The 25,665-nt window shown below is 58.3% G+C and carries 24 protein-coding genes and 3 tRNA genes; 19 read left to right on the top strand and 8 right to left on the bottom strand.

What is annotated here, in order from left to right; genetic code table 11:
• Position 1: 1 nt before the first annotated feature.
• Both ACXIUA_RS06330 and ACXIUA_RS06325 read right to left on the bottom strand, forming a co-directional pair.
• Positions 2 to 529 (bottom strand): PH domain-containing protein, encoded by a 528-nt coding sequence (locus tag ACXIUA_RS06330; RefSeq protein WP_070362581.1) that lies wholly within the window; start codon positions 527 to 529, stop codon positions 2 to 4.
• 23 nt (positions 530 to 552) lie between these two features.
• On the bottom strand, positions 553 to 1,986 hold the full coding sequence (locus ACXIUA_RS06325) for a mechanosensitive ion channel family protein (RefSeq protein ID WP_457976392.1): 1,434 nt from the start codon (positions 1,984 to 1,986) through the stop codon (positions 553 to 555).
• A 241-nt stretch (positions 1,987 to 2,227) separates the two neighbouring features.
• Here ACXIUA_RS06325 and ACXIUA_RS06320 point away from each other — a divergent pair, with 241 nt between their 5' ends.
• From ACXIUA_RS06320 to ilvC, 3 genes are read left to right on the top strand one after another with little or no spacing between them, the layout of a single operon-like run.
• The gene (locus ACXIUA_RS06320) at positions 2,228 to 4,102 is read left to right on the top strand and encodes an acetolactate synthase large subunit (RefSeq protein WP_256008507.1); all 1,875 of its coding nucleotides are present in this window, start codon (positions 2,228 to 2,230) and stop codon (positions 4,100 to 4,102) included.
• A 1-nt stretch (position 4,103) separates the two neighbouring features.
• Positions 4,104 to 4,622 (top strand): acetolactate synthase small subunit, encoded by a 519-nt coding sequence (gene ilvN, locus ACXIUA_RS06315; protein ID WP_070362578.1) that lies wholly within the window; start codon positions 4,104 to 4,106, stop codon positions 4,620 to 4,622.
• A gap of 60 nt (positions 4,623 to 4,682) precedes the next feature.
• Positions 4,683 to 5,696 carry a ketol-acid reductoisomerase gene (ilvC, locus tag ACXIUA_RS06310; RefSeq protein ID WP_070362577.1) on the top strand — a complete coding sequence of 338 codons (1,014 nt, stop codon included), beginning with the start codon at positions 4,683 to 4,685 and terminating at the stop codon, positions 5,694 to 5,696.
• Between the two features lie 71 nt (positions 5,697 to 5,767).
• On the opposite strand, the gene ACXIUA_RS06305 is transcribed toward ilvC, so the two are convergent.
• Entirely contained in the window at positions 5,768 to 6,172 is a 405-nt protein-coding gene (locus tag ACXIUA_RS06305) for a hypothetical protein (protein ID WP_070362576.1), read from the bottom strand.
• A 99-nt stretch (positions 6,173 to 6,271) separates the two neighbouring features.
• On the opposite strand from ACXIUA_RS06305, the gene ACXIUA_RS06300 reads away from it, so the two are divergent.
• From ACXIUA_RS06300 to ACXIUA_RS06270, 7 genes are all read left to right on the top strand, one after another.
• A complete protein-coding gene (locus ACXIUA_RS06300) occupies positions 6,272 to 7,180 on the top strand; it encodes a cation diffusion facilitator family transporter (protein WP_070362575.1) in 909 nt (302 codons plus the stop codon).
• 21 nt (positions 7,181 to 7,201) lie between these two features.
• Positions 7,202 to 9,085, top strand: coding sequence for a DUF262 domain-containing protein (locus ACXIUA_RS06295; RefSeq protein WP_256008509.1), 1,884 nt, complete (start codon positions 7,202 to 7,204; stop codon positions 9,083 to 9,085).
• Complete coding sequence (locus ACXIUA_RS06290) at positions 9,051 to 9,965, top strand: hypothetical protein (protein ID WP_256008510.1); 915 nt, start codon at positions 9,051 to 9,053, stop codon at positions 9,963 to 9,965. Before ACXIUA_RS06295 ends, ACXIUA_RS06290 begins: the two co-directional genes overlap by 35 nt.
• A 56-nt stretch (positions 9,966 to 10,021) precedes the next feature.
• Positions 10,022 to 11,608, top strand: coding sequence for a phosphoglycerate dehydrogenase (gene serA, locus ACXIUA_RS06285; protein WP_070362573.1), 1,587 nt, complete (start codon positions 10,022 to 10,024; stop codon positions 11,606 to 11,608).
• Positions 11,609 to 11,680: 72 nt separating this feature from the next.
• A complete protein-coding gene (locus ACXIUA_RS06280; protein WP_256008511.1) occupies positions 11,681 to 12,697 on the top strand; it encodes a 3-isopropylmalate dehydrogenase in 1,017 nt (338 codons plus the stop codon).
• Between the two features lie 64 nt (positions 12,698 to 12,761).
• Positions 12,762 to 14,225, top strand: a complete 1,464-nt coding sequence (locus ACXIUA_RS06275) for a cell wall-binding repeat-containing protein (protein WP_457976391.1) — start codon at positions 12,762 to 12,764, stop codon at positions 14,223 to 14,225.
• 36 nt (positions 14,226 to 14,261) lie between these two features.
• Positions 14,262 to 15,053: a fumarylacetoacetate hydrolase family protein gene (locus tag ACXIUA_RS06270; protein WP_083329507.1), complete on the top strand. Its 792-nt coding sequence runs from the start codon at positions 14,262 to 14,264 to the stop codon at positions 15,051 to 15,053.
• A 6-nt stretch (positions 15,054 to 15,059) separates the two neighbouring features.
• Here the strand turns inward: ACXIUA_RS06270 and ACXIUA_RS06265 are convergent, their stop codons facing one another.
• Positions 15,060 to 16,175: an isochorismate synthase gene (locus ACXIUA_RS06265; RefSeq protein ID WP_256001098.1), complete on the bottom strand. Its 1,116-nt coding sequence runs from the start codon at positions 16,173 to 16,175 to the stop codon at positions 15,060 to 15,062.
• A 91-nt stretch (positions 16,176 to 16,266) separates the two neighbouring features.
• Here ACXIUA_RS06265 and gltX point away from each other — a divergent pair, with 91 nt between their 5' ends.
• From gltX to ACXIUA_RS06230, 7 genes are all read left to right on the top strand, one after another.
• Entirely contained in the window at positions 16,267 to 17,766 is a 1,500-nt protein-coding gene (gltX, locus tag ACXIUA_RS06260; RefSeq protein WP_070976385.1) for a glutamate--tRNA ligase, read from the top strand.
• A gap of 180 nt (positions 17,767 to 17,946) precedes the next feature.
• Positions 17,947 to 18,018: transfer RNA gene (locus tag ACXIUA_RS06255), tRNA-Gln, on the top strand.
• Positions 18,019 to 18,046: 28 nt separating this feature from the next.
• A tRNA-Glu gene (locus tag ACXIUA_RS06250) sits at positions 18,047 to 18,119 on the top strand.
• 83 nt (positions 18,120 to 18,202) lie between these two features.
• The gene (locus ACXIUA_RS06245) at positions 18,203 to 19,462 is read left to right on the top strand and encodes an alpha/beta hydrolase (protein ID WP_457976390.1); all 1,260 of its coding nucleotides are present in this window, start codon (positions 18,203 to 18,205) and stop codon (positions 19,460 to 19,462) included.
• Between the two features lie 39 nt (positions 19,463 to 19,501).
• Positions 19,502 to 19,574: transfer RNA gene (locus ACXIUA_RS06240), tRNA-Glu, on the top strand.
• A gap of 128 nt (positions 19,575 to 19,702) precedes the next feature.
• Positions 19,703 to 20,503 carry a carbonic anhydrase gene (locus ACXIUA_RS06235; RefSeq protein WP_457976389.1) on the top strand — a complete coding sequence of 267 codons (801 nt, stop codon included), beginning with the start codon at positions 19,703 to 19,705 and terminating at the stop codon, positions 20,501 to 20,503.
• Between the two features lie 30 nt (positions 20,504 to 20,533).
• Entirely contained in the window at positions 20,534 to 20,833 is a 300-nt protein-coding gene (locus ACXIUA_RS06230; RefSeq protein ID WP_070362564.1) for a hypothetical protein, read from the top strand.
• Here the strand turns inward: ACXIUA_RS06230 and ACXIUA_RS06225 are convergent.
• Positions 20,814 to 21,506, bottom strand: coding sequence for an IclR family transcriptional regulator (locus ACXIUA_RS06225; protein WP_070362563.1), 693 nt, complete (start codon positions 21,504 to 21,506; stop codon positions 20,814 to 20,816). The two genes, ACXIUA_RS06230 and ACXIUA_RS06225, sit on opposite strands and share 20 nt — an antisense overlap.
• Positions 21,507 to 21,566: 60 nt before the next feature.
• On the opposite strand from ACXIUA_RS06225, the gene leuC reads away from it, so the two are divergent.
• Positions 21,567 to 23,009 (top strand): 3-isopropylmalate dehydratase large subunit, encoded by a 1,443-nt coding sequence (gene leuC, locus ACXIUA_RS06220; protein ID WP_457976388.1) that lies wholly within the window; start codon positions 21,567 to 21,569, stop codon positions 23,007 to 23,009.
• Positions 23,010 to 23,028: 19 nt separating this feature from the next.
• The gene (gene leuD / locus ACXIUA_RS06215) at positions 23,029 to 23,625 is read left to right on the top strand and encodes a 3-isopropylmalate dehydratase small subunit (RefSeq protein ID WP_070362561.1); all 597 of its coding nucleotides are present in this window, start codon (positions 23,029 to 23,031) and stop codon (positions 23,623 to 23,625) included.
• Here leuD and ACXIUA_RS06210 read toward each other — a convergent pair.
• The 3 genes from ACXIUA_RS06210 to ACXIUA_RS06200 are packed head-to-tail and all read right to left on the bottom strand — an operon-like array spanning position 23,609 to position 25,560.
• Positions 23,609 to 24,070, bottom strand: a complete 462-nt coding sequence (locus ACXIUA_RS06210) for a hypothetical protein (RefSeq protein ID WP_256006542.1) — start codon at positions 24,068 to 24,070, stop codon at positions 23,609 to 23,611. The genes leuD and ACXIUA_RS06210 overlap by 17 nt on opposite strands.
• Positions 24,071 to 24,517: a YbjN domain-containing protein gene (locus ACXIUA_RS06205; protein ID WP_070976395.1), complete on the bottom strand. Its 447-nt coding sequence runs from the start codon at positions 24,515 to 24,517 to the stop codon at positions 24,071 to 24,073.
• Positions 24,518 to 24,552: 35 nt separating this feature from the next.
• Complete coding sequence (locus ACXIUA_RS06200; protein WP_457976387.1) at positions 24,553 to 25,560, bottom strand: NUDIX hydrolase; 1,008 nt, start codon at positions 25,558 to 25,560, stop codon at positions 24,553 to 24,555.
• Positions 25,561 to 25,665: the final 105 nt, after the last annotated feature.

Here is a 25,665-nt window from a genome sequence, read left to right as displayed (position 1 = left end):
CTTACTCCTTTGTACGTGGCGCGGGCTCGGGCCGTGGCCCGGGCAGATCAGGGTGTGCCTTGACGTATTCGTCGTAGGCTTCTCGCGACATTAATACTTTATTGCCGTCTTTGTTGATGATTTCATATTTTCCGTCGGCGGCTTCCTGCGCCTGCGTGATGACGTCCGTGATTCGGCCCCGGGAAGCTTCTGCAAGTTCCGGTAGCATATTAAAGGTCACACCGGGCATGGTGTGCGATGCTCCGTCAAGAGTTGTGGCCTTCGCCTTCGCACCCTGAAATGCAATTCCCGCCAGGTCAGACCAGGCGATGGTCACGTTTGGCTTCACCATGTACCGCAGAGCAATGCCGCGTTCGCTGATCGTGGTGGAGGCGGTGAAGATCCAGAGCAACCACGCGAGCGGAATGATCAGCAGCCAGCCAAGAAGGAGCGGAGCCCAGGAAATTCCGATCAACGCGATGCCTGTCATGAGGACAACCGCAATGACGTGTTGTTTGCTAGGGCGAAAGGTGGTGGGCGAGTCAGTCATGCAAGTTATGCTAGCCAATCTTGTTACGGCTGCGGGAGTTGCTCCTTATCGACGTCCACTTCGTCCGTCGCCGTCTCTTCCTGAGTAGCTGGCGTGGCTGCCGGTTCCGGTCGTTCGTATGTGGATGTTTCGGACGTCCAATCAGATGATTCCGACTCGGTCGTTGTGGATGAAGGCGTGGTTGCTTCGGTGGTTGGCGTGGCTGTTGGAATAGTAGTGGTGACGTCGGACGTGGGGATCTCTTCTTGGGTGGCAGGCATGGGGGCGCTCGTGGATGCAACCGGCCGGGCAGGTGGCGCCCAAACACCGGAATTTGCGTTGCTTTCCTCCGCGGGTTGCAACATAAGGCCGCGGACAATGAGCAAAATGGCGAACCCCGCGAGGAGGAACGCTGTGGACATACGCATAATTCCGCGGAATACGCGCTTCGGTTCAGGTGCGTCATCATCTGTAAGTGTCAAGTCATCAACTGCTGCCGGATCTTGGGCCACTGGGCTTGTCGCGGGCAGCTTCTGCGTCTGAGGAAAGGACTCTGGAATACGCTCTGTGGGCGTTTGCACATCAAAGTGCCTGGTCGGTTGTTCCAAACCTTGCACCAGTGCGCCCTCGAATGTTGTTGCCGCGCCGTACTCGTTCCAAAACTCGTCGAGGATCGCCATGCGGATTGCGCGCTCCACCTTCCACTGCATCAATGGTTGAGTGCGAACCATCACGCGCATATCCACGGTCCATGAGCTTCCGACAGTTGCGGGGGCGTTCACCGCTACTGCGGGTTGTACTTCGACCTCGTCGATGGTGGCGTCGGCAATGTCGGGTTGCGCAATCGCGCGCTGCGCCGCGGCGAGGGTCCTCTTCAACGCTTCTTCCGCAGACGTTGAACCGAGCAGTGGGACAGGAATGACGACGACCGCGCTGGACCAGTAGTTGGATTGGTTGATGCATATGCGTGCCGTCGAGTTCGGAATAGAGATGGTCGATTGCTCGATGGTGCGGATTTGAGTTGCGCGCATTGTAATCTGAATGACCTCACCGGAGACGTCAATCCCGTTGCCCTGAAATGCGACGTAGTCGCCCACACCAAACTGCTTTTCGCTGAGGATGAAGAAACCCGCCAGGAAATCCGCGATGATGTTCTGTGCGCCAAAACCGATGGCTGCCGATACAACCGTTGCGGGGATCGCGGCACCGGCGAGTGAAAAGCCGAGTTGTTGCAGTGCAAAGACGAAAATCAAGAAGTAGGCAACCATCTGGGCGATGTATACCCCGACGCCCACGATTGCTAGGCGGCCCTTCGATTCGTCCGTCTCACCAGACTCTTTGACCTGCCGCTCAGCGTGACGGTTAAGGAAACGCCCTGCTCGTGGTACTAAAAATGCGAGGGTGAGCAGGAGCGCGAGATTGATGCCAGTCTCGGCGAACCAGCGCCAGATCTGTTCGGCTATGTATGACAACGGCATAGTTTTTGAATATTAATCCGAATCCCTCACATTTCCCTGTGGAATGTGTATGATTCAACGCATGATCATTTCGCGTGTACTAGTCATTCTTATTCCGCACCGGCGCTTGCCGTAGCGGACTGCTTGCCTAGTCAGTCGCGAACTCAAGCGCCCTCGACAGCCACACGGCTTGGTCGGGGGCTTTTGTTTTAGATCTGATTCGATATTTGCTGTTAATTGAAACACTAAGGAGCTCGACATCGTGGTTGCTTCACACAAGCCCCCGACGAATGCATCGACGCAGCCTGGTGATGAGCGCACCGCGCCGCTCATCACCGGTGCCGACGCTGTCGTTCGCAGTCTTGAGGAGCTAGGTACCGAGATTGTCTTTGGCCTCCCCGGTGGCGCGGTGCTTCCTCTCTACGACGCACTGTTTGCAGCGAAGAAGCTGCGGCACGTGCTGGTTCGACATGAGCAAGGTGCAGGCCATGCTGCCGAAGGGTACGCGGTGGCATCCGGAAAGGTCGGTGTGTGCATCGCCACTTCCGGGCCGGGGGCCACAAACCTTGTCACACCGATCGGTGACGCTTATCTGGACTCTGTGCCGATGGTCGCCATCACCGGCCAGGTAGGTTCGTCAATGATCGGAACCGACGCGTTCCAAGAGGCGGACATTCGTGGCATCACTATGCCGATTACGAAACACAACATCATGGTCACGGACGTCAACGAGATCCCGAGTGTGATTGCAACTGCATTCCACATCGCATCTAGTGGCCGTCCGGGTCCGGTGCTCGTGGACATCCCGAAGGATGTTCAGGCACAGCTCATGGAGTTCTCGTGGCCGCCGAAACTGCTCGAGACTGGGTATGTTCCCGCTGACGAGCCACTCAGCGAACAGGTAATGAAGGCTGCGGAGCGAATCTCGCAGGCGAAGCGGCCGGTGTTGTATATCGGTGGTGGCGTCGTCAAGTCTGCTGCGAACAAGGAGCTGCTTGAGCTTGTCGAGGCCACTGGCATCCCAGTGGTGACTACCTTGATGGCGTTGGGCGCATTCCCGCAGGACCAACCGTGCTACATGGGCATGCCTGGCATGCACGGCACCGTGCCGGCGGTTGGTGCCCTGCAGGAAGCGGATCTCCTGATCGCAATCGGAACCAGGTTTGATGACCGCGTGACCGGTGACGTTGACACCTTCGCGCCTCACGCAGACACGATTCACGCTGACATCGACCCGGCGGAGATCGGGAAGATTCGTCCAGTTGATGTGCCGATCGTCGGTGATGCGAAGAAGGTGCTTGCTCAGCTCACTGCAGCGTTTACAGGCTCGCCGAATACTCCGGCGCCGAAGATAGACGCCTGGATGGAGCGGCTTCAGGATCTCCAGGAGCGGTTCCCGCGTGGGTACGACAAGCAAGACGATGGGAAGCTTTCTCCGCAGTTTGTGATCGAGATGCTGTCGAAGACCGTCGGAAAGGATGCGATTTACGCGTCCGGCGTTGGCCAGCACCAGATGTGGTCAGCGCAGTTCCTGGACTTCGATAAACCTCGTCACTGGTTGAGCTCCGGCGGCGCCGGCACCATGGGGTATGCGGTGCCAGCCGCTATGGGTGCGAAGGCTGCGATGCCCGATAAAGAGGTATGGGCCGTCGACGGTGATGGTTGTTTCCAGATGACGAACCAGGAGATCACCACCGCGGCGATGGAGGGCTTGCCAATCAAGGTCTGCCTGATTAACAACGGCAACCTCGGCATGGTCCGCCAGTGGCAAACGTTGTTCTATGAAGGCAACTACTCGCACACCAAGCTCGGTGGGGAAGAGGCATACGTCCCTGACTTTGTGAAGCTCTCTGAGGCACTCGGGGCGCAGGCTGTTCGCGTCACGAAGGAAGAGGACGTCGTCCCCGCGATTGAGTGGGCGCGCGGTATCAATGATCGGCCGGTCGTAGTTGAGTTCATCGTCGGCGAGGACGCACAGGTTTGGCCGATGGTCGCTGCGGGCGCTTCGAACTCAGACATGCAGTACGCGCTCGGGATGCGGCCGTTCTTCGACATGGAGGAATCCGCCGCGGAAACCCCAGAAGCAATTCACGAAGTGTTGACGACACTCGAAGATGAAACAGAGGGAGCGAAATAAGATGGCACCAGTGCAAACAATCACTCGGCATAGGCTGTCGGTGCTTGTGCAGGATGTCGATGGCATCATTACGCGCGTATCCGCTCTGTTTACGCGCCGTGGCTACAACATGGTCTCGCTTGTGTCGGCAAGCACTGAGACCGAAGGCATCAACCGGCTGACCATCGTGGTCGATGCGAGCGAGTACTCCGTTGGGCAGATCCAGAAGCAGCTCAACAAGCTCGTCCAGGTTATTAAAGTCCAGAGGCTTGACGACGACGCCACCGTCGCCCGATCGATGATGCTGGTCAAGGTGAGCGCGGACAACAGTAACAGGCCGCAGGTCGTGGATGCCGCGAACATCTTCCGCGCACGTGTCGTCGACGTCTCGCCCGAGTCCCTCGTGATTGAAGCGACGGGCACGCCCGCAAAGCTGCGGGCGTTGCTTGAAGTACTCGAGCCTTTCGGAATTCGCGAGCTTGCGAGTTCCGGTGATGTCGCGCTTTCGCGCGGCGCCGAAACAATGGCATCGCAATCCTAAGCGCGACGCTATTAACTCCGATATATTTCTCCATACGCATAAAGAAAGGTGAGCCGACTCATGGCTATTGAAGTTTTTTACGACCAGGATGCAGACCTGTCCATCATCCAGGGAAAGAAAGTTGCAGTAATCGGCTATGGATCGCAGGGCCACGCGCACGCGCAGAACTTGCGTGAATCCGGCGTCGATGTTGTGATCGGCCTGCGTGAGGGCTCGAAGAGCGCGGAAAAGGCCAAGGAGGCTGGCTTCGAGGTCAAGAGCAACGCTGATGCTTCCGCATGGGCGGACGTCATCATGTTGCTGGCACCGGATACTTCCCAGGCAGAAATCTTCCGCAACGATATTGAGCCAAACCTGAAGGCTGGCGACGCCCTGTTCTTCGGTCACGGCCTGAACATCCACTTCAACCTGATTGAACCAGCGGACGACATCATCGTGGGCATGGTTGCGCCGAAGGGCCCGGGCCACTTGGTGCGTCGTACGTTTACAGAAGGCAAGGGCGTGCCGTGCCTGATTGCTGTCGAGCAGGACCCGGAGGGCAATGGCCGCGACCTGGCACTCTCGTACGCTGCAGCAATCGGTGGTGCTCGTGCCGGTGTCATCCCGACGACCTTCGAAGCTGAAACCGTCACCGACCTGTTCGGAGAGCAGGCCGTTCTGTGCGGTGGCCTGGAGGATCTCATCATGACGGGCTTCGATGTCCTCGTCGAGGCTGGTTACGAGCCAGAAATGGCGTACTTCGAGTGCCTGCACGAGATGAAGCTGATCGTGGATCTGATCTACGAAGGCGGCATGGCGAACATGAACTACTCCATCTCCGATACCGCAGAGTTCGGTGGCTACCTGTCTGGTCCGCGCCTCATCGACGAGGGCGTTAAGGACCGCATGCGTGACGTGCTGCGTGATATCCAGGATGGCACCTTCACCAAGCGCCTCGTTGAGAACGTGAAGAACGGTAACAAGGAGCTGGAGGACCTGCGCGCCAAGGTCTCCTCGCACCCGATTGAGAAGACCGGCAAGGAACTGCGCTCGATGATGAGCTGGGTGCAGAACCCGCTGAATGAGACCGCCTAGGCTTTCTCATAACGTAAAAACTGGGAGCGACCCAACAGAAGGGCCGCTCCCAGTTTTGTTTGTGCTTTGCGCTATTGCGCTGGTGCCGTCTCGGATTCGGGTGCGTCGCTAAGGACTTCGTCGAGATTCACTGTGGTAGTGACTTCTTCCGGCACTGTCGGTTCGGAAGCGTCAGTGTTCGTCTCGGTAGCAGGCTCAACCGTTTCCGTGGTGTCTTCTGTCATCGTGGTGGTGATATCGACGGTTTCAGTTGCCGTCACGCTGGGCTGGTTGTTGTTGAATTCTTCTTCACTTTGGCCGCCGGCGAACAGGGACCACAGTAGCCATGCGAGAAGGAGGAAGACGAGGATGCCAAGGAGCCACTTCCACCAACCGCCGTTCTGCGGAGTTGGCTCGGATGGAGCGGGAAGGTGGCGTCGCTCCTCTGGTATCTCGAGTGGGGGGTTGTTTGGGGTTTCGTGTGGTTGCTGAGTCACGTGTTTCCTTTCTTTTTGGTCCAGGCTAGCAAAAATCGTTCTGATTGCTTCCGAAGTTGCCCGCTTTACCGATATTAAAAGGTGGATTAGAATTACGGCATGTCGCATAGCCAGGACCACGCTCACACTCACGACCACGATCACGTCGGCGACGCGCCACTGCGTGCCCTGCTGATCGCGCTGGGAGTCACCAGCGTGGTCTTTTTCGCAGAATTGATCGGTGGCTGGCTCACCGGTTCGATGGCGCTGATGGCCGATGCCATGCACATGCTGTCGGACGCTGCTGGACTGATCATTGCGGTGATCGCCGTGGTGATAGGGAAGCGGGCAGCCTCGATGAAGGCCACGTATGGATATCGGCGCGTTGAAGTACTGGCCGCGGCGACCAACGCGCTGACGGTGCTTGTGATTTCTGTCTGGATCGTGGTGCAGGCCATTCGTCGAATCTCTGCACCTACTGAGATTGACACGGCACCGATGATGGTGATCGCCCTCATTGGCTTGGTCGCAAACGCGGTATCTGCGTGGGTGCTGCATAGCCAAAGGGAAAACTCCGTCAACGTTGAGGGCGCGTTTTTGCACGTACTTGTGGACATGCTCGGTTCGGTTGCGGTGCTCGTCGCCGGTGCGGTGATTGCTTTTACTGGCAGCCAGCTGCCGGACGTTATCGCTTCCTTCTTGATCGCGGCGTTGGTGTTGCCACGGGCGTGGTCGCTGCTCCGTCACTCCCTCCAGGTGCTACTGGAGCAGGTCCCTCCGGGATTCGATGTTGAGAGCGTCGAACCGGCCCTGCGAGCAATTGCCGGTGTGGTGGATATCCATGACTTGCACCTGTGGTCGCTCGATGGGGTGTCCGTATTGGCGACGGTTCACGTGGTTAAGCACCCTGGTGAGCAAGGAGCCCGTGTTCTCGACGACGCCCAAGAAGTATTGCGTGAGCTGGGGATTGAGCATTCCACGATCCAGGTGGAGCTGCCCGAACACCGCGGCCACGAGAATGTTTGTTGATTCTGTTCTAAAGTATGACTTATGGGTTTTACTACGCCAAGCTATTCACTCAAGGATCTCTTCGCGCGGGCTGAGCGCGGAGAGCTGCAGCTACCCGATTTTCAGCGCGAGTATATCTGGGATGTTGACCGCATTCGCACCCTGGTTACCTCAGTCTTGCGCGGCTATCCAATCGGCTCGTTCCTCGCGTTGGATACACGCGGGACACCGATGCGATTTCGCCCGCGCCCGCTCGAAGGGCTCGAGCCGAGCGTCAAGGAACCGCAACCGGGGCTGTTGCTTCTCGACGGCCAGCAGCGCCTCACTTCGCTGTACCACGCATTTAAGGGCGACGGCATCGTCCCGACCGTAGACTTCCTTGGTCGACGCATTCACCGCCAGTTCTTTGTGGATGTGCGGACGGCCGTCTCTGCCGATCCAATGCCGGTTGAAGCAGTCTTCGCTGTTGACGAAGAAGGCCAGATCCGTTCGCACTTTGGACCGGATATTCCGGAGGGCATCCGGAACCGGGAGGACATGCTGAAGCACGGTGTCGTGCCGGTGTCGCTGTTGCTCTGGAAAGAGGGCAATGACCTGCTTTTAGACATGGCGGCGGATGCCGAGGATCATGAAATGCGCGACGCGGTCAAGCTCTTCCTGAACGAAGTCATGCGCTGGATGCCGGCCTACGATGTTCCAGTGATCCGCATTGACCGGGAGACCTCGCAGATTGGCGTTGGCCAAATCTTCGCCCACGCAAACTCGGCGGGTGTCCAGATGGATGTTTTCGAGTTGCTGACGGCCATGTTTGCTACGCAAGATCCTGACTTTTTGCTTGCTGAGCATTGGCGGGGCGTCGAAAAGCAGTTGCGCGAGTACCCAGCTTTGGATGACATTGGGCGCATTGAATTCCTCCGCGCGATGTCACTTTTGCTGACGAGTCGGCATGGACACGCTGTTGGACACCGCGGCGACATCTTGAACCTTTCCCTCGATGACTACCGCCAGCATGCGCAAGAAATGGCGGATGCGTTTAAGGCGGCGGCTGAGTTTATGGCTGAGCGTTGTATTCTCAGCGTGGATCAGGTCCCGTACACCTCGCAGATTGTGCCACTGGCTACGATTTTGGCGCGTTTGGCAGAGCATCCGCAGTGGGACCGTAGCCAGGAGTCGAAGGACCGTCTCAACCGCTGGTACTGGTCGGGGGTGTTTGGAGAGCTCTACGGTGCGCACGCACCGACGATCCGTGCGGGCCTCGACGTTACCGAGGTCACCCCGTGGGTGCTGCAAGAGACTGACGCGACGCCACGTACAGTGTCCGACGCCACGTTCTCGGAGTCTCGTTTGCTTACGGCGACGGAGGAAAGCGGTGTCTACCGCGGACTGTACGCACTGCTGATGGCACGCGGCGCGCTCGACTGGAGGACAGGAAAGCCGTTCAACCGGGAGACGTTTGCGGAGCTGCAGCCGTACTTCAACACTGTGTTCCCTCCTGCGTTTTGTGACGACATTGGCGCTGACCCAGTCGTTGCGCAGTCGGTGCTCAACCGCACCCCGATGGGCAAGCGCACGGATGTGCTGATTGAGGACAATCAGCCGAAGCGCTACATTCCGCGCCTGCAGTCGAAGTCGCTCATGGACGACGACGAGTTTGATGAAGTCCTCGAAGGCCATGAGATGACGCCAATTTTCTTGCTGAACTCTCAGTGGACGGAGTTCTTGGCGGATCGTCGCGAACGTTTCGTCGGGATTGTCGAGTATGCGCTTGATAAGGCCGTGATCCGCGATATTGATGGCCCACTTGAGTCAGAGGTTGATTTCTCTGAAGAGCCCGAACCAGAAGCAGAACCTGCACCAGCTGCTGAAGATCCTGAGTTTGAGGCGCCAGAAGTTGAGCAGGAAGAGCCGGAAGGCGAAGAGGATTAAGCAGGTTGGGATACGGCAGCGTTGCCTCGCATTGTTGTGCGCGGCAACGCTGCTTGTTGCTTGCTCGCCAGAGCAACAATTAGGCCCGCTGGGAGAGGCGAGGAAAGTCAACCAGTCGCGCCATGTATCAGCGATGTTTGAGCAGCATCCTGTCGTGTTAGCAGACCGGACGGGGCTTGCATCGTTGCAGTATTTCTTCCGTGCTTCCGAGACGCTAGTGGTGTCGGATCCTTCAGTAGAAGCACAGCTGCGAGCTGCCTCAATCGCCGTTGTTGCCCACGCCCCGATGTTGGTCTACGACCCGAACCGACACAACGAGATTCTGCAAGAAACCGAGCGTTTACATACCTATACGGTGCTTACGGTTGGTGATGTGCCACTGGCGCAAACCACTGGACGGATGCGTGTGTACCGCGACCCGGGTGGGCGGGGAGCTTTAGGCCCGATGACGTCGCTGATGTTTGAGGAACGATTGATATCCTCACCCGAGTCTGCTGCGCAGGAAGTGGCGAAGTTGCGCTCGCGTGAGCCGACCTGGCTGAGAGCCGCGTGGGCGGACCCTGCCGTGATGAAGGGGGCGCAGGCAAGACCATTCCCGATTCTCTCCCGCAGGGATGCCGATATGGCTCCGTTGGTTGTGGCGACGGCGAATACTTCGATTGCCGCGATCGCGAATGCGCGCAGCTTTGGGGCGAAGGTTGTCTTCGTGGACGAGCCGGACCCGAGAGCATCCTTTGAAACACTATTTGCTCTTGCAGGGTTAGCGGACGGCCCTCTCGTTGCACTTGGAACCGATTTCGGGACCAGCGACGAGCTATCGCGCAGGATTTCGCAAGCGGAAGAAAAGTATCAGGCTAACCGCAGGACAACCGGTAACTGACCTATTAAGGTGTTCGGGGTATCCACTCTGTTTGATTCTCAGGAGACCCCATTCTTATGTCGAAACCTGTTGTCCTCATCGCCGATAAACTTTCCCAGTCAACCGTTGACGCACTTGGCGACGCGGTGGAAGTCCAGTGGGTAGATGGCCCAAACCGTGAGGCGCTGCTCGCGGCAGTCCCCGCCGCGGACGCGCTGCTTGTTCGCTCAGCAACGACGGTCGATCGTGAGGTGATCGAAGCAGGTGCAAACCTTAAGATTATCGGCCGTGCTGGTGTCGGTCTTGACAACGTTGATATTCCGGCGGCAACCGAGCACGGTGTGATGGTTGCTAACGCCCCGACCTCGAATATTCACTCAGCCTGTGAGCACGCAATCGCATTGCTGCTTTCTACCGCTCGCCAGATTCCGGCAGCTGATTCCACGCTGCGTAATGGTGAGTGGAAGCGCTCGGCGTTTAAAGGCACCGAGATCTTCGGCAAGACCGTAGGCATTGTCGGCTTCGGGCACATTGGCCAGCTGTTCGCGCACCGTCTGTCTGCGTTCGAAACCACGATCGTCGCATACGACCCTTACGCGAACCCTGCGCGTGCAGCGCAGATGGGTGTCGAGCTCGTCGAGCTCGAGGAGCTGATGGCTCGTGCAGATTTTGTGACGATCCACTTGCCGAAGACGAAAGAAACTGCAGGCATGTTCAATGCGGAGCTGCTTTCGAAGGCCAAGCCGGGACAGATCATTATCAATGCGGCCCGCGGTGGCCTCGTTGATGAGCAGGCGCTTGCCGACGCCATCAAGTCTGGCCACATTCGTGGTGCAGGTTTCGACGTGTATGCAACCGAGCCGTGCACGGATTCGCCGCTGTTTGAACTCGAAGAGGTCGTCGTAACGCCGCACCTTGGCGCATCTACGGCTGAGGCGCAGGACCGCGCGGGTACTGACGTTGCGGATTCTGTGTTGAAGGCACTGGCCGGCGAGTTCGTCGCTGATGCTGTCAACGTTGCTGGTGGCAACGCGGGCGAGGAGGTAGCTCGTTGGCTCGACTTGTCGCGCAAGCTTGGGCTGCTTGCAGGCAAGCTACTGGAAGAGGCTCCGGTATCGCTGAAGGTGACGGCTCGCGGTGAGCTGTCCACGGAGGAAGTCAACCTGTTGGGCCTGTCTGCTGTGCGCGGTCTGTTCTCGGGCATCGTCGATGAGCCTGTGACGTTTGTGAACGCACCTGCTATCGCTGAGGCCCGCGGATTGAGCTATACGGTCGAGACAGAGACTGAAGCACTGACGCACCGCAGCGCGCTCGAGGTCCAGGCCGTTGGGGCAGAAGGGCAGACCGCTACGGTGACTGGCGCGCTGACGAGCCTGGAGGGCGTTGAGAAGATCGTTCGCATCAATGGTCGCGGTGTAGACATGCGTGCGGAAGGCCGCAACTTGTTCTTCCGCTACACCGATGTCCCTGGAGCGCTCGGAAAGGTGGGTTCGCAGCTTGGTGCGCACGATATCAATATCGATGCTGCCGCGCTGACTCGCACCACGAAGGGCGACGGTGCAGTGCTCATCCTGCGCGTGGATAAGGAAGTTCCAGAGCAGCTCGAGGAGCAGATCGCGCAGTCTATCGACGCCACTTCGATCCAGCTCGATTTGGATTCCTAAAGGCGGTTCCCTCACGGGCGGACAGTGTTACACTAAACGCACTGTCCGTCTGGTGAGAAAGGAATCCCAAAAATGAAGGTTGCTGTTATTGGTGGGGACGGCATCGGCCCTGAAGTGATGGCAGAGGGGCTCAAAGTTCTGAATGCTGTTCGCTCGGACGTAGAGACCACGGATTTTGACCTTGGCGCGCGTCGATACCTGCGTAACGGCGAGCTACTCACCGACGGTGACCTCGAGGCGCTGTGTGAACATGACGCAATCCTGCTCGGCGCAGTCGGGGACCCGCGAAAGGTTCCCGCTGGTGTGCTTGAGCGCGGGCTCCTGTTGCCACTGCGCTTCAAGCTGGATCACTATGTCAACCTGCGCCCGTCGCGCTTGTACAAGAGTGTGACCTCGCCGCTGGCACGGCCGGGTGACATTGACTTTGTAGTTGTCCGCGAGGGAACCGAGGGGCTCTATGCCGGCAATGGTGGCACGCTGCGCGAAGGTACCGAGCATGAGGTTGCCTCCGAAGTTTCTCAAAACACCTATTACGGTGTTGAGCGCGTCGTGCGCTACGCCTTTGAGCTTGCTCAGCAGCGCCGCAAGAAGTTGACTCTTGTGCACAAGACGAACGTCCTGGTCAACGCTGGTGGTTTGTGGCAGCGAGTCTTCGACGAGGTCGCGCAGGAGTTCCCAGAGGTGACCACGAACTACCACCACATCGACGCGGCGACTATTTACATGGTCAGCGACCCTTCGCAGTACGACGTCATTGTGACGGATAACCTGTTCGGCGATATTTTGACTGACTTGGCCGGCGCAGTTGCAGGTGGTGTGGGCCTTGCGTGCTCGGGCAATATCAACGCGGCAAAGGTCACGCCTTCGATGTTTGAGCCAGTCCACGGTTCTGCACCGGATATTGCAGGTCAGGGTATCGCCGACCCGTGCGCGATGATTCTCTCCGTCGCGATGATGCTGCGCTTCCTCGGCGATGAAGACAATGCCCAGAAAATTGAAGCGGCCGTGGAAAAGGAAGTGACGGGCCGCGAAGGGGCTGACATTGTGACGACTGAGGTTGGCGACCGGATTGCTGCCGCGCTGAGGTAACCACGTAGGGTTGAGGCCAGATTCAAACAGGACCTCCGTGTAGGAAAGGCGGGAGACATTGAAGATGGCTTCGACCCGGCATCGTGTTGGCAGCGTCATCGTTGCGCTCGGTGTCGCAACGGCAAGCTTGAGTGCGTGCGCAACTGGCGACGCCGAAAAAGGAGCGCAGGGCGCGCAAGCCTTGGAGATGTCCGGTGCCGAGGTTATTCAAGACCCAGACGGGACCGGCGCGGAAGTTTCGAAGCGGTTGTATCCAGCGTCGGACGCTGTGGTTGTCGCGGGTAAGGAGCGGGAGTCGCAACTGCTTGGTGCGGCAATCGCCCTGGAACGTGGCATCCCTTTGTTAGTGCGTTGGCCAGGTACAGACGAGGCCGTTGATGCAGAGATTCAACGACTAGGCGCCACCGAAGTCATCACGCCATCAGAGGAAGCGGGCGTGGAGCCGCTGCAAAGCGACAACCCTGAGCGTGATATCGCCACAGTTGCGGCTACGCAGCCACAGCAACCTGGGGCACTCACACTGCCACCGGTCATGGTGACGGAGGAGACGTCGCTTGGAGCCGCCGTGTCCGCGCGGGCGGCAGGTGCGGAACTCGAAGTCTTGCAGTTCCCGGATCCGCGTGTTACCTCAGACGCCATGCGCACAGTGCTGGAGCAAGACACGCTCGCCCTTGGACTGCAATGGGGCAACACCGAAATGTACCGGGACAAGATCACGCTCGCGACGCACGGTGAATTACCTGGAGGTGGCGGTCTTGTCTTTCCCGGACGGCGCATGATTGCGCTGTACGGGCACCCATCGGGCCCAGCACTCGGCGTTATGGGGGAGCAGCCTCCCGCTGAAGCGGCGCAGCTAGCAACATCGTATGCGCAACAGTACCAACCGTTGGACGGGCAGCCGGTGATCCCTGCGTTCGAGATTATTGTCACGGTGGCTTCGCAATCTCCCGGCGCTGACGGCGACTACTCCAACGAGACAGCGATCGAGGACCTCGTACCATACATCGACGCGATCACTGAGGCTGGTGGCTACGCGGTGCTCGACCTCCAGCCCGGTCAGGGTGATTTCCTTCACCAGGCTCGACTCTACGAAGAGCTCCTGCTTCGGCCGAACGTGGGGTTGGCACTCGATGCCGAGTGGAAGCTGAATCCCGGCGAGCAGCCATTGTCCCGTATCGGGTCGGCAACTTCGGGCGAGATTAATGCTGTTGCTGATTGGCTTGCGGCCCTCGTTCGAGAGCACAAACTGCCACAAAAGATGCTCATCCTGCACCAGTTCAGGCTGGACATGTACCCGGATCGTGAAAATATCCGCACTGACCAGCCGGAATTGGCGTGGGTGCTCCATGCGGACGGCCACGGCGTGCCGGAACAGAAGTTTGATACTTGGAACGTCCTGCGTCAAGGTTTGAGTCCTGATTACTTCATGGCGTGGAAGAACTTTATCGACGAGGACACCCCAACCTTTAGCCCGGAGCAGACATACAACGACGTCCAACCTCGGCCGTGGTTCGTGAGCTACCAATAAAGTGCGAGCAGCCTTCGGGGTTGTATGCTCGTCCCTATGCGTTTTGGACGAATTGCTACACCCGAAGGCATGACCTTCGCTGTCATTGATGAAGCGGCGACGACCGCGCGTGCCATTGCTGGTACACCATTCACCGACCCCGAGTTCACCGGCAAAGAGTGGAAGCTTGAAGAGGTGAGGCTGCTTGCACCGACGCTGCCGTCGAAAATTGTGGCAGTCGGCCGCAACTACGCGGACCACGTCAAGGAAGTCTTTCAACAGACCGCGGATGATTTGCCGCCGACGATTTTCATCAAACCGCCGACAGCAGTTGTCGGTCCCGGCGCGCCAATTCGCATCCCCAAGTTCGCTACCCGCGTTGAGTTCGAGGGAGAGCTTGCACTCGTCATCGGCGTGCCGTGTAAGAACGTGAAAGCGGACCAGTGGAAGTCGGTAGTGCGTGGTGTCACCATTATTAACGACGTCAGCTCGCGTGATCTCCAGTTCTCCGATGGGCAGTGGGCACGCGCGAAGGGCATGGATACCTTCGCTCCGCTAGGGCCATGGATTGAGACAGATCTTGAGCGCTTCAATTTTGATTCGCTGCCGATCAAGGCGCACCTCACACATGAGGGGGAGACTGCGACAAAGCAGGATTCCAACTCGGACCAGATGATTAAGTCGATCGGCGAAATCGTCGAGTGGGTCAGCGAGTCATTCACGTTGCTTCCGGGCGATGTCATCGCAACTGGCTCACCTGCGGGGACCGCGGAAATGGTCCCGGGCGACGTGATTGAGATTGAGATCCCAGGTATCGGCTCGCTGACTAACCCGGTGGCGCGCGCCTAGTTGGGGCTAAAGGCCGAGCGCACGCATGATGGTGCGCAGTTTGGCTGTGGTCTCGTCGAGCTCATCTTGCGGGACGGAATCTGCGACGAGCCCGCCGCCAGCCCAGGCGCGAGCCTGAGTGCCCGCGGCGTTGACCTCCGCGCAGCGGATCGCAACCATGTATTCGCCATCGCCGTTCTTGTCGGTATAGCCGACGGTGCCAGCATAGAACCCTCGGTCGGTCTCTGCGGTGGTGATGAGCGCCTCCGCCGCGGCTTGCGGGGTACCGCAAACAGCTGGGGTGGGGTAGAGGCGAAGCGCAAGGTCGAGCGCTGTTGGCGCAGGGTCTTTCAGAACGCCGCGGATTGGGGTGGCAAGATGCCACATTTCTGAAGTCTTATCCAGTTGTGGTCCGTCTGGAATGTCGAGTTGGGAACACAGTGGCGCCAGAATCTCGCGGATGTGCTCGACCACGTACGCGTGCTCGTCGCGATCCTTGGCGGAAGCAAAGAGTGCCTGACCATTCGCCTCATCAGCCGCAGGGTCGTGTGGGACACGGGCAGCTGATCCTGCTAGCGGATACGAACTCACGATATTGCCTTTGCGGCGCACCAAAACCTCAGGTGATGAGCCCACGAAGAAGTGGCCGACACGCCCGCTCGGTGTGAGGTCTGCGATGAACCCGTCGCGGGTATAAGAAAGGTCAATCAGGCGCGCGGCGACCAGGCGAGGATCGACGGGTGGATCGAATGCGATGTCCACTGCACGAGCAAGGACCACCTTGTCCAACATGGACCCCTGGATCGTGGAGACCGCTGCTTCAACCCGGCGCAGGTGTTCTTCCGGGGTGGGATCGACGTCGATAAGCGACGCGTGCAGCTTTGAGCCTGGGCCGACTCGATAGTAAGGATGAGGCTCGAGCGTGCCAGATTCCCGGACTATGGATTCGGGCACTGTCAGCGCCGCGGGCGTGTCTTTATCGAATGGGAGAGCGCCTACCACCATCTCGACGTCGCCGGACTCGAGGGCGTCGATAGCTTTCCATGCGTCTGAGAACGTTTGATTGGCACCTTGCGTGCGCACTGAACCGGTGCTTCGGGAAAGCAGGAAGTCGGGCGCAGTGGTGGGGCGGGCTGAACACATGTGGTCATATTTTACTAGGCGCAGTCCCGTAGCCCGTACTAAGGGCCTGCCATATGCGCCTTGATGGGGCAGGGGCGCTACGATAAAGCACATGAATAAACCAGCAAAGATGCGTGTCCGATTTTGTCCGTCTCCAACAGGTACGCCCCATGTCGGTATGGTGCGTACGGCCTTGTTCAACTGGGCACAGGCACGACACAGTGGCGGCACGCTGATTTTCCGCATTGAAGATACCGACGCCGCACGTGACTCGGAAGAGTCCTACCAGGCAATCATCGACTCCTTGAAGTGGCTGGGCCTGGATTGGGATGAAGGCGTTTTGGTAGGCGGCCCACACGAGCCTTACCGCCAGTCGCAGCGAATGGATATCTACAAGGAAGTCCTGGACAAGCTGATCGAAGCCGGGGAGGTCTACCCGGCGTACTCCACGAACGAGGAGGTTCAGGCGCGGCACAAGGCGGCAGGGCGGGACCCCCAGCTTGGCTACGACAACTTCGACCGCGACCTGACCGAAGAACAGATCGCTGCATACGAGGCTGAAGGCCGCAAGCCAGTTTGGCGTCTGCGCATGCCGGACAAGGACTGGACCTGGAACGACTTGGTGCGTGGCGAAGTGACGTTCAAGTCGCAGACGCAGCCAGACTACGTTGTTGCACGTTCGAACGGTGCGCCGCTGTACACGCTGGTCAACCCAGTTGATGACGCGCTGATGCAGGTCACGCACGTCTTGCGTGGTGAAGACTTGCTTTCCTCGACTCCGCGCCAGCTTGCTCTGTATGAGGCGCTCCAGCGTATCGGCGTCGCTGAGTTCACTCCTGAGTTTGCGCATCTGCCGTTCGTGATGGGGCAGGGCAATAAGAAGCTTTCCAAGCGCGATCCGGAATCGAACCTGTTTAATCACCGCGACAACGGCATCATCCCGGAGGGCATGATCAATTACCTCGCGCTGCTGGGCTGGTCGCTGTCTTCTGATGAAGACATCTTCAGCGTTGATCAGCTTGTCGAGGCGTTCGATGTTTCTGATGTGCTTGGTAACCCTGCGCGCTTCGACCAGAAGAAGCTAGAGGCGATCAACGCTGACCACATTCGCTTGCTTGAGCCAAAGGACTTCGAACAGCGCCTGCGTGATTACCTGACCGAGTTCACCGACTTCCCAGCCGACTACCCGGCTGACAAGTTCGCACTCGCCGCCGAGTTGGTTCAGACCCGTATCAAGGTCCTGTCAGATGCGTATGGACTGCTGAAGTTCCTTGTTACTCCGGATGCAGATCTTGTCCTCAACGAGAAAGCGGCGAAGAAGAACCTCAAGGACACTGCTGTCCAGCCTCTCGACGCCGGCATTGCGGCACTCGACGCCATTGCTGAAGATGACTGGACTACTGAGTCCATTGAGAAGGCTCTGCACACCGCGCTGATCGAAGAACTGGAGTTGAAGCCACGCGTTGCGTTCGGTGCGCTCCGTGTTGGAATCTCCGGGGAGCAGGTTTCTCCACCACTCTTCGAGTCGATGGAGCTGCTGGGTAAGCAGTCCACGATGGCGCGCTTGCGCGCTGCGCGTGAGGTTACTCCGTACACTGCGCCGGAGGCTTAACGGGCCTAACGAGCATTGGCGAAGTCGAAGAGGTATCGCATGGTTTGCGATACCTCTTTTTCTATTATGACCAGGCGATTTGTGTCGTATTGGGCTTTATGGTTATAGTAGTCATCGTTGTTCAGAGCGAGCAAGGCAAAACGAAAGAAACAGTTTAGTCTTGTGAGTGAAGAAAAACAATGGCCTATGGTGTAATTGGCAACACAACGGTTTCTGGTACCGTCATTCTTGGTTCGAGTCCAGGTAGGCCAGCTACAGAACTTTGGTTCTGTGTCCTAATGCCCCGTTCGTCTAGCGGCCTAGGACGTCGCCCTCTCACGGCGGTAACACGGGTTCAAATCCCGTACGGGGTACAAGTAACAGCCAGTGCGTTGCACTGGCTGTTTTGCTTTGTTTACCTTGGTCGGTCCGTCAGTATGGTTGGTACAGTTTCTCTATGCCGATCCCTGTACGAAAACGCTGTGTCCTAGCAGTCTCGGTGGTAGTGATGCTTGCCCAGGCGCAGGTACCGCCAGCTGAAGCGGAGGCCAGTTCAGCCCAGAACAATCCGCTGTCGTCGATCTTCACAGGCGAGCCTTCGCGGTCAGGGTCGAGCGTGCTTGATGCCGCAAGCGTGGTGTTGGCGGTTCTCAGCCTGAGTTCCGCAGTGCCATTGCTCGCCATCCCCGCAGCGGTGTTGGTAGCGTTAGGCAGGGGAGAGCTGGGGTCATCGATGTACCAGCTGTATCCGGGAAGCTCCACTGGTTCGTCGAGAGGAGATGCATCAGCAACGTTTCCAGCGTATGAAGCGCCGCCCGCTGAGCTGCGGTCTATGCGCCAAGTTGAAGGGGACTTGTGGGAACTCACGGTGTGGTCGCCGTCGATGCAGCGAGAGGTGACGAATGATGTGCTGCTGCCGCGTGGCACTGCGCCTCGACCAACGTTTTACCTCATGATGGGGGCAGACGGCGCTGCGGGCGGCTACAGCTGGGCGAATTCCTCGGACTATCAAGCGTTCTTCGCTGGCAAGCTCGTCAATGTGGTGACACCGAAGGGGTCAGTGTCTTCAATGCAGGCCGACTGGTATCGAGAGGACCCGGCTACAGGTACGAACAAGTGGCTCACCTACATGACTCGTGAGTTACCGCCACTTATCGACGCCCAGTTCCACGGCAACGGGCACGACGCCATCGCCGGCATCTCGATGTCTGGTGGCCCTGCGCTGGACATCGCCGTGAATGCTCCGGATCGGTTCGTGGCGGCCGCATCCTACTCAGGCTGCCCGGCGACCACCGGCGTGCTCGGCGGTATCTACACATCGTCAGGGGTGACAATGAACAAGGGGAACCCGGTCAACATGTGGGGGACGTCGTCGAACAGGGCGTGGTGGCGGCACTCGCCAATTCTTAACCTGGAGCGACTACGCGGGACCACGCTATGGCTGGGGGCTGCACAGGGCGTGCCCGGCGCGATTGACGAGGAGGCATCGTCAAAGAGGCTCGGAGCGCCCATGGTAATCGAAGCAACTTCGTATGCATGCTCGAAGTACTTCGCTGAGACAGCACAGCAGCAAGGGCTCAACGTGACGTGGCATGAAATCGTTGAGGGAACCCATACGTGGGGAGTGTTTGAGCATATGCTGCGAGCGTCATGGCCAACCATCGAGGGCGCGTTGCGGGAAAGCGGCGCGTGGCCTGCAGATTTGGAGAGTTCATAGGGCGACGTTTATTGTTAACGAGTCGCAAAAAGCGAGCGCGCCCCGTTCGTCTAGCGGCCTAGGACGTCGCCCTCTCACGGCGGTAACACGGGTTCAAATCCCGTACGGGGTACAAATGGCAGTCAGTGCAAGCACTGGCTGCCTTTCTTTTTGTGCTTCAAAGGCATGTAGTTTACAGGCTGCGCAGTTCGCGTACCATCGGAGGACCAAACTCCAAGATGAAAGGAACGTGAACATATCATGAGAAAAGCTCATTCTGCCGCGCTTGCAGCGGTGGCTGCTAGCGCACTGCTGCTGGGCGGCTGCTCGCAAGCTGGCACGAGCGCACCATCCACATCGTCAGAGGCCGCCCCGGCCAGTGAAGCGCACTGGGGGTACGAAGGAGACGGTGCTCCAGAGCACTGGGGCGACCTTTCGACCGAATTCGAGGTCTGTGGAAATGGCAAGGAGCAAAGCCCAATCAACTTGAGTGACGCTACCCCTGAAGACTTGGCAGACATAGAGTTTGCATATGCTGCCAGCACGGGTGAAGTTCTGAATAACGGACACACGTTGCAGTACACGCCGTCGACAACGCAGAAGGTAACTCTCGACGGTGAAGATCTGGAGCTCGCGCAGCTGCACATGCACACTCCTGCAGAGCACGAGTTCGACGGTAAGCAGCTTCCTGGCGAGATCCACTTTGTACACAAGAATGCGGCAGGTGACATTACAGTCCTCGGAATTCTGCTTGAGGAAGGTGCACCGAACGAGCTAGTGCAGTATCTGCTTGATAATGCGCCAGAGAACGTGGATACCTCACATATCTCTCAGGAGGAGATCAACATCGCGAATGCTCTTCCAGCATCACATGAGTACATCACGTATGGAGGCTCTTTGACGACGCCACCTTGCTCTGAAAACGTTCGCTGGATCGTAATGACGCAGCCGGTAACTGCCTCAGCTGAGCAACTGCAAGCATTCGAATCGCTGATCGGCAAGAATGCTCGTCCTGTTCAGGACCAAAATGGCCGTGAGCTCACGTTGGACGCCACGAGCTAACAAAGTAGTGATAGGGAGTACGCTGGTCACGTGCTGATTACAGTGTTGCTCTCCATCACGTTCGCGTGCGGGCTGATCATCGCAGCCCTGCATGTGTTGAACCACCAGTTCATCGCCCCTGTGTATGACGTGTGGCTCAACCTCGCAGCGTTTGCAGCGGCCACGACGTCGAATACGTTGCTGCACCAACCGTTGCCGGCGGTTCTGTCGGGGTGTGCTGTGGCCGCCTGGGTGTATCTCGGAATGAGAACGGTGAGAGCGAAGCGTGCTGGACTTGTTGCTGGCGGGCAGCGCCGCCAGCAATCAAGGGTTACCGCAGGGCCTCGGTGAGCTCCTGAGCAGCCTCATGCAGCTCGGGGCCCCACTTTTCGATTGGGGTGGGGGTGAGCCGCTCGGCCGGCCCGGAAACGGAAAGGACAGCGATGACTGATCCGTCTGGGTTGGTGATGGGCGCAGACAGGCTCGCCAGCCCAACTTCACGCTCTGCGATTGACTCAGCGAGTCCGGTTACACGGATCGCCTCGAGGTCTTGCGAGGGAAACGGAGAGGCGTCGATAAGTGAGTGGGCGGCGAACACACGGGCAGCTGAGCCTGCGGTGAGTGAGAGCTGCGAGCCCACGGGAACTGTGTAGGTGAGGCCGCTCTCGGGCTTTTCTGCCGCGATGCAGGTGCGAGTGTCTCCGCTGAGCTTGTAGAGCTGCACGGACTCGCCAGTGACTTCAACGAGGTTGCGCATGATTGGTGCGGCGGCAGAGAGCAAACGGGGGGAGGAGTGCCCTGAAAAGTGGGAGAGTGCGCGGCCGATCGTCCATTGTCCGTCCTCTGTCCTTGCTAGGACGTTATGCACTTCCAGTGCAGTGGCTATTCGGTGAGTCGTCGCTCGGGGTAGTCCGGTTGCTTCGCTGAGCTCGGCGAGGGTTTTGTCGCCGCCTGCGACCGCTCGTACGATGGAAATCGAGCGATCGAGCACTTTAATTCCAGAGTCTTCGCTATACTGTCTCACGTCATGGATTCTACCATCTCACTCGGTGGGAGGTGGTTGCGACTGTTGAGGAGGAGCAAGATGGGCCAAAAGCCATTAACGCTGGCGGAAAAAGTGTGGCGTGATCACGTGGTCACCCGTGGAGAGAACGGTCAGCCTGATCTTCTCTACATCGATTTTCAACTCCTGCATGAGGTGACGTCACCGCAGGCATTTGATGGTTTGCGCCTCAACGGGCGCCGCATGCGCCACCCAGAGCTGCACCTTGCTACCGAAGATCACAACGTGCCAACCACGGGCATCGTTTCTGGCGAGCTGACAGAAATTAGCGACCCGACCTCGCGCACCCAGGTCTCGACGCTGCGAAAGAACTGTGAAGAGTTCGGCGTTGTGCTGCACGAAATGGGCGATGAGGAACAGGGCATCGTCCACACCGTTGGTCCGCAGCTGGGCATTAGCCAGCCGGGCATGACGATTGTGTGCGGCGACTCGCATACGTCGACGCACGGCGCGTTCGGTTCGATCGCCATGGGTATCGGTACCTCTGAGGTAGAGCACGTCATGGCGACCCAGACGCTGCCGCTGGCACCGTTCAAGACGATGGCGATTGAGGTCAGTGGAACGCTGCAACCTGGTGTGAGTGCGAAAGATTTGATCCTGGCAATCATCGCCAAGATTGGTACTGGCGGTGGCCAAGGGCACATCATTGAATACCGTGGCGAGGCGATCCGAAAGCTGTCCATGGAAGCGCGCATGACCATCTGCAACATGACCATCGAGGCAGGCGCCCGTGCCGGCATGGTGGCACCCGATGAGACGACATTTGAGTACGTTAAGGGACGTCCCTACGCGCCGAAGGGGAAGGACTGGGACGACGCAGTGGCGTACTGGAAGACGCTGCCAACTGACCCCGGCGCGAAGTTCGACACCGTCGTAGAGATCGACGCCTCGACGCTTACCCCGTTCGTCACCTGGGGTACCAATCCCGGCCAGGGCTTGCCGCTGAGCGCCTCTGTTCCTGACCCTGAGGACTTCGGAGACGACAGTGCGAAGCAGGCCGCGGAAAAAGCATTGCAGTACATGGGGTTGACCCCTGGCACGCCGTTGCGTGACATCAAGATTGATACAGTCTTTCTGGGATCGTGCACGAACGCGCGCATCGAAGACTTGCGCGCGGCTGCAGAGGTTGTGCGCGGCCAAAAAATCGCGGAGGGGACCCGCATGCTGGTCGTGCCGTCCTCTGCCAAGGTCAAGCAGCAGGCGGAAGAAGAAGGCCTGCACGAAATCTTTGAAGAGTTCGGTGCAGAGTGGCGAACCGCGGGCTGCTCTATGTGTCTGGGTATGAACCCCGACCAGCTTGCCCCTGGAGAGCGCAGCGCTTCGACGTCCAACCGAAACTTCGAAGGCCGCCAAGGACCTGGTGGTCGCACACACCTAGTTTCGCCCGAAGTTGCGGCTGCTACAGCAGTACTCGGCCACCTTGCCACACCCGCAGACATTCCTTCCACCGCCAACGCACAGTAGTCAGGAGCTGAACACGATCATGGAAAAATTCACAACCCACAGTGGCGTCGCAGTTCCGTTGACGCGGTCAAATGTGGACACCGACCAGATTATTCCCGCCCGCTACCTCAAGCGGGTGACCCGTACCGGATTCGAAGATGGCCTGTTTTCAAACTGGCGTACCAACGAACCTGACTTTGTGCTGAACAACGAGGCATACAAGGAAGGGTCGGTACTGTTCGCCGGCCCCGACTTCGGCACTGGCTCCTCCCGCGAACACGCGGTGTGGGCTCTGCAGGACTACGGGTTCCGGGCGGTATTTAGCCCACGGTTTGCTGATATCTTCCGAGGCAACGCGGGCAAGGCGGGCCTTCTAGCTGGCATCATGTCGGAGTCTGACATCGAACTGATCTGGAAGCAGCTCGAGCAGGCACCAGGCACTGTCGCTACTGTTTCATTGCCGGACCGCACCGTCACAGTCGGGGAGAGTACCTACTCGTTCGACGTAGACGACTACACGCGTTGGCGCCTGAGCGAAGGCCTCGACGATATTGGGCTGACGCTGCGAAACGAGCAAGCCATCGAGGAATACGAACAGCAGCGTCGCCCGTTTTACCCCGCTACTTCTCCTCGGTAGCAGGGGTGCCGAGACGTTCGAGAGCCGAAGGTGCGAACGTCGATAAGAAGTCGCGGACCGACGTTGTGATGCCGTGAATAGCAGACGAAACGTGGTCCGCGAACTGCTGGTCGCTGTACTCCCAATAGCCCGGCATGACATACGCAACGCCCAGAGCGGAGACATCGCGCTTCTCGTCTTTCATTACGACGAGCGATGGGAATGCGTGGGCGTTGTTGTAGTCCTCGCACCACGTGAGCACTTCGTCGAAACGACTTGCGTCGACAGCATCGATTGAGACAGTAGAGACGAAATGCAGGCTTGTATCGACCAGCTTCATCTCAAAGCCGATACCGGAAAATGCTGTAATGAGAGAGTTGTACTGCGTAGGCTCCCGGTACTCCCAACCGCGCTCGTCAAACAATTTGCGAAGACGATCAAGACTTAACGGCTGTAGCTGTTGCATTTACTGCTCCTTCTCCTGCTTGTACGGGTGCTTGTCTTTGAGATGCGCGAAGTTTTCGTCGAGCGCTTCCACCGCGTAGTGCATGATGGAGAAGTAAAACTGCAACATTGACTGCAGCTGCTCGTCACTGAAACCGTCGGAGGAGAAAAACGGTGCCTCAAATAGCGCAACCAGAGCACCGTCCTCGCGCTGAATCGGATGTGCACGAACGAGGGGCAGTGAGCGGTTCAACTCATTGATGCTGAGACGAAGATTGCTCTTATCTGCATTCATCTTCGCGGTTCCAAGCCACTGGCTGGTGATCTTGAATCCGATGTCCTTGACTTCAAAGAAGCACATGATCGACGGAAACGCGGTGCGGGTGAGGCCGTCCTCGGAACTGCGGAAATACTGCAATTCAAGCGCATCGAGTGCCGCTTCGATTCGTTCTTGGGTAACTGGCTGCAACTGGGCAGTCCTTTCTTTTTCTAGGCGAAGTGTCCTTAGAGCACCGGTAGTGGAGATGGCATGTAGTCGGCGCCGATGAGTTGCCCATCGTTAAAGGACAGTACCCATACCGACGCCTTCTTCGCCAGGATCGGCGAATCGATCGGCAGACGACCGTCGGCCGAAAGCGCAGCAATCATCTCAGGGATGACCCCGCCCTGCGAGCACACAACGTGTGTGCCACCGCGTTTGATGAGCGCATCAAAATCTGCGCGGGCGGCTACCTGGTTCTCCTGCCACGCGATTTCACCGAAGGTGGCGTCGATCGTGATGTCTTTACCGAGTGCCTTCGCAAGTGGGATCAGTGTCTGCTCGCAACGCAACGGCTCGGCAGAATACAGAGACTCAGGAGCGAACGCCTGCAGCAGCGGCACAAGCGCCTTCGCCTGGCGCTTGCCCTTCTTATCGAGCGGCCGACGACTATCGTCGTGCTTCCAGGCCTCCTTGTAGTTCGCACGAGCGTGGCGCACGTACAGAATTCGGGTGTCAGCGGGGGTGGCGAAGCGCTTCGCAGCTTTCAGCAATACTTGCCTGTCGAGCTTGTAGCTCATCAGCTGTGTCGCATCGTCGATGTTGAGCCAGCGGATCTCGTCGACCTCATTGTTAGGAGTGAACTCGCCGCTGACTACCTTGCCGGTCCAGTAGTACACAACCTTCGTCGTGTTCTTGACTGGATACACGGTTTTACCAATCAGCTTTCCCAGCCGGACTTCGTAGCCAGTTTCCTCCTGGATTTCGCGAACGGCGGTGGTAACGAGGAACTCGCCCGGATCCACCTTGCCTTTGGCGAGCGACCAGTCGTCGTAGTGTGGGCGGTGGATACAAGCGACTTCTATAGAATCCGGATGTTCGAGATCGCCACGCCACAGCACGGCACCCGCAGCGAGCGTTGTCTTCTTGAACTCCCGATGCGGATGGCGGGGGACTTCTTGGTGGCGTCCGGTAATGAACATTTCTCCGAATTGGTCTTTGTGTTGTTCGTGGAGCTTCGTTGAACGTGACATACTTTCTATCTTTACGCACTTTGCAGGTTTTCGCTGCAGCGACAGGTCAGCGGGCTGATTGTGGATATTGGCGGTAGAAAAGTGCTAGCGTGAAACGGTTCATGC

This window comes from Corynebacterium sp. UMB8791, assembly GCF_054166365.1.
Note: the sequence above shows the minus strand (reverse complement) of the source record. Positions and strands in the feature narration are given on the sequence as shown.

Bases quoted from the DNA above. Each gene is read 5' to 3' on its own strand.
- ACXIUA_RS06330 (WP_070362581.1), bottom strand. From the start codon at position 529: ATGACTGACTCGCCCACCACCTTTCGCCCTAGCAAACAACACGTCATT.
- ACXIUA_RS06325 (WP_457976392.1), bottom strand. From the start codon at position 1,986: ATGCCGTTGTCATACATAGCCGAACAGATCTGGCGCTGGTTCGCCGAG.
- ilvN (WP_070362578.1), top strand. From the start codon at position 4,104: ATGGCACCAGTGCAAACAATCACTCGGCATAGGCTGTCGGTGCTTGTG.
- ilvC (WP_070362577.1), top strand. From the start codon at position 4,683: ATGGCTATTGAAGTTTTTTACGACCAGGATGCAGACCTGTCCATCATC.
- ACXIUA_RS06300 (WP_070362575.1), top strand. From the start codon at position 6,272: ATGTCGCATAGCCAGGACCACGCTCACACTCACGACCACGATCACGTC.
- ACXIUA_RS06295 (WP_256008509.1), top strand. From the start codon at position 7,202: ATGGGTTTTACTACGCCAAGCTATTCACTCAAGGATCTCTTCGCGCGG.
- serA (WP_070362573.1), top strand. From the start codon at position 10,022: ATGTCGAAACCTGTTGTCCTCATCGCCGATAAACTTTCCCAGTCAACC.
- ACXIUA_RS06280 (WP_256008511.1), top strand. From the start codon at position 11,681: ATGAAGGTTGCTGTTATTGGTGGGGACGGCATCGGCCCTGAAGTGATG.
- ACXIUA_RS06275 (WP_457976391.1), top strand. From the start codon at position 12,762: ATGGCTTCGACCCGGCATCGTGTTGGCAGCGTCATCGTTGCGCTCGGT.
- ACXIUA_RS06270 (WP_083329507.1), top strand. From the start codon at position 14,262: ATGCGTTTTGGACGAATTGCTACACCCGAAGGCATGACCTTCGCTGTC.
- ACXIUA_RS06265 (WP_256001098.1), bottom strand. From the start codon at position 16,175: ATGTGTTCAGCCCGCCCCACCACTGCGCCCGACTTCCTGCTTTCCCGA.
- gltX (WP_070976385.1), top strand. From the start codon at position 16,267: ATGAATAAACCAGCAAAGATGCGTGTCCGATTTTGTCCGTCTCCAACA.
- ACXIUA_RS06245 (WP_457976390.1), top strand. From the start codon at position 18,203: ATGCCGATCCCTGTACGAAAACGCTGTGTCCTAGCAGTCTCGGTGGTA.
- ACXIUA_RS06235 (WP_457976389.1), top strand. From the start codon at position 19,703: ATGAGAAAAGCTCATTCTGCCGCGCTTGCAGCGGTGGCTGCTAGCGCA.
- leuC (WP_457976388.1), top strand. From the start codon at position 21,567: ATGGGCCAAAAGCCATTAACGCTGGCGGAAAAAGTGTGGCGTGATCAC.
- leuD (WP_070362561.1), top strand. From the start codon at position 23,029: ATGGAAAAATTCACAACCCACAGTGGCGTCGCAGTTCCGTTGACGCGG.
- ACXIUA_RS06210 (WP_256006542.1), bottom strand. From the start codon at position 24,070: ATGCAACAGCTACAGCCGTTAAGTCTTGATCGTCTTCGCAAATTGTTT.
- ACXIUA_RS06200 (WP_457976387.1), bottom strand. From the start codon at position 25,560: ATGTCACGTTCAACGAAGCTCCACGAACAACACAAAGACCAATTCGGA.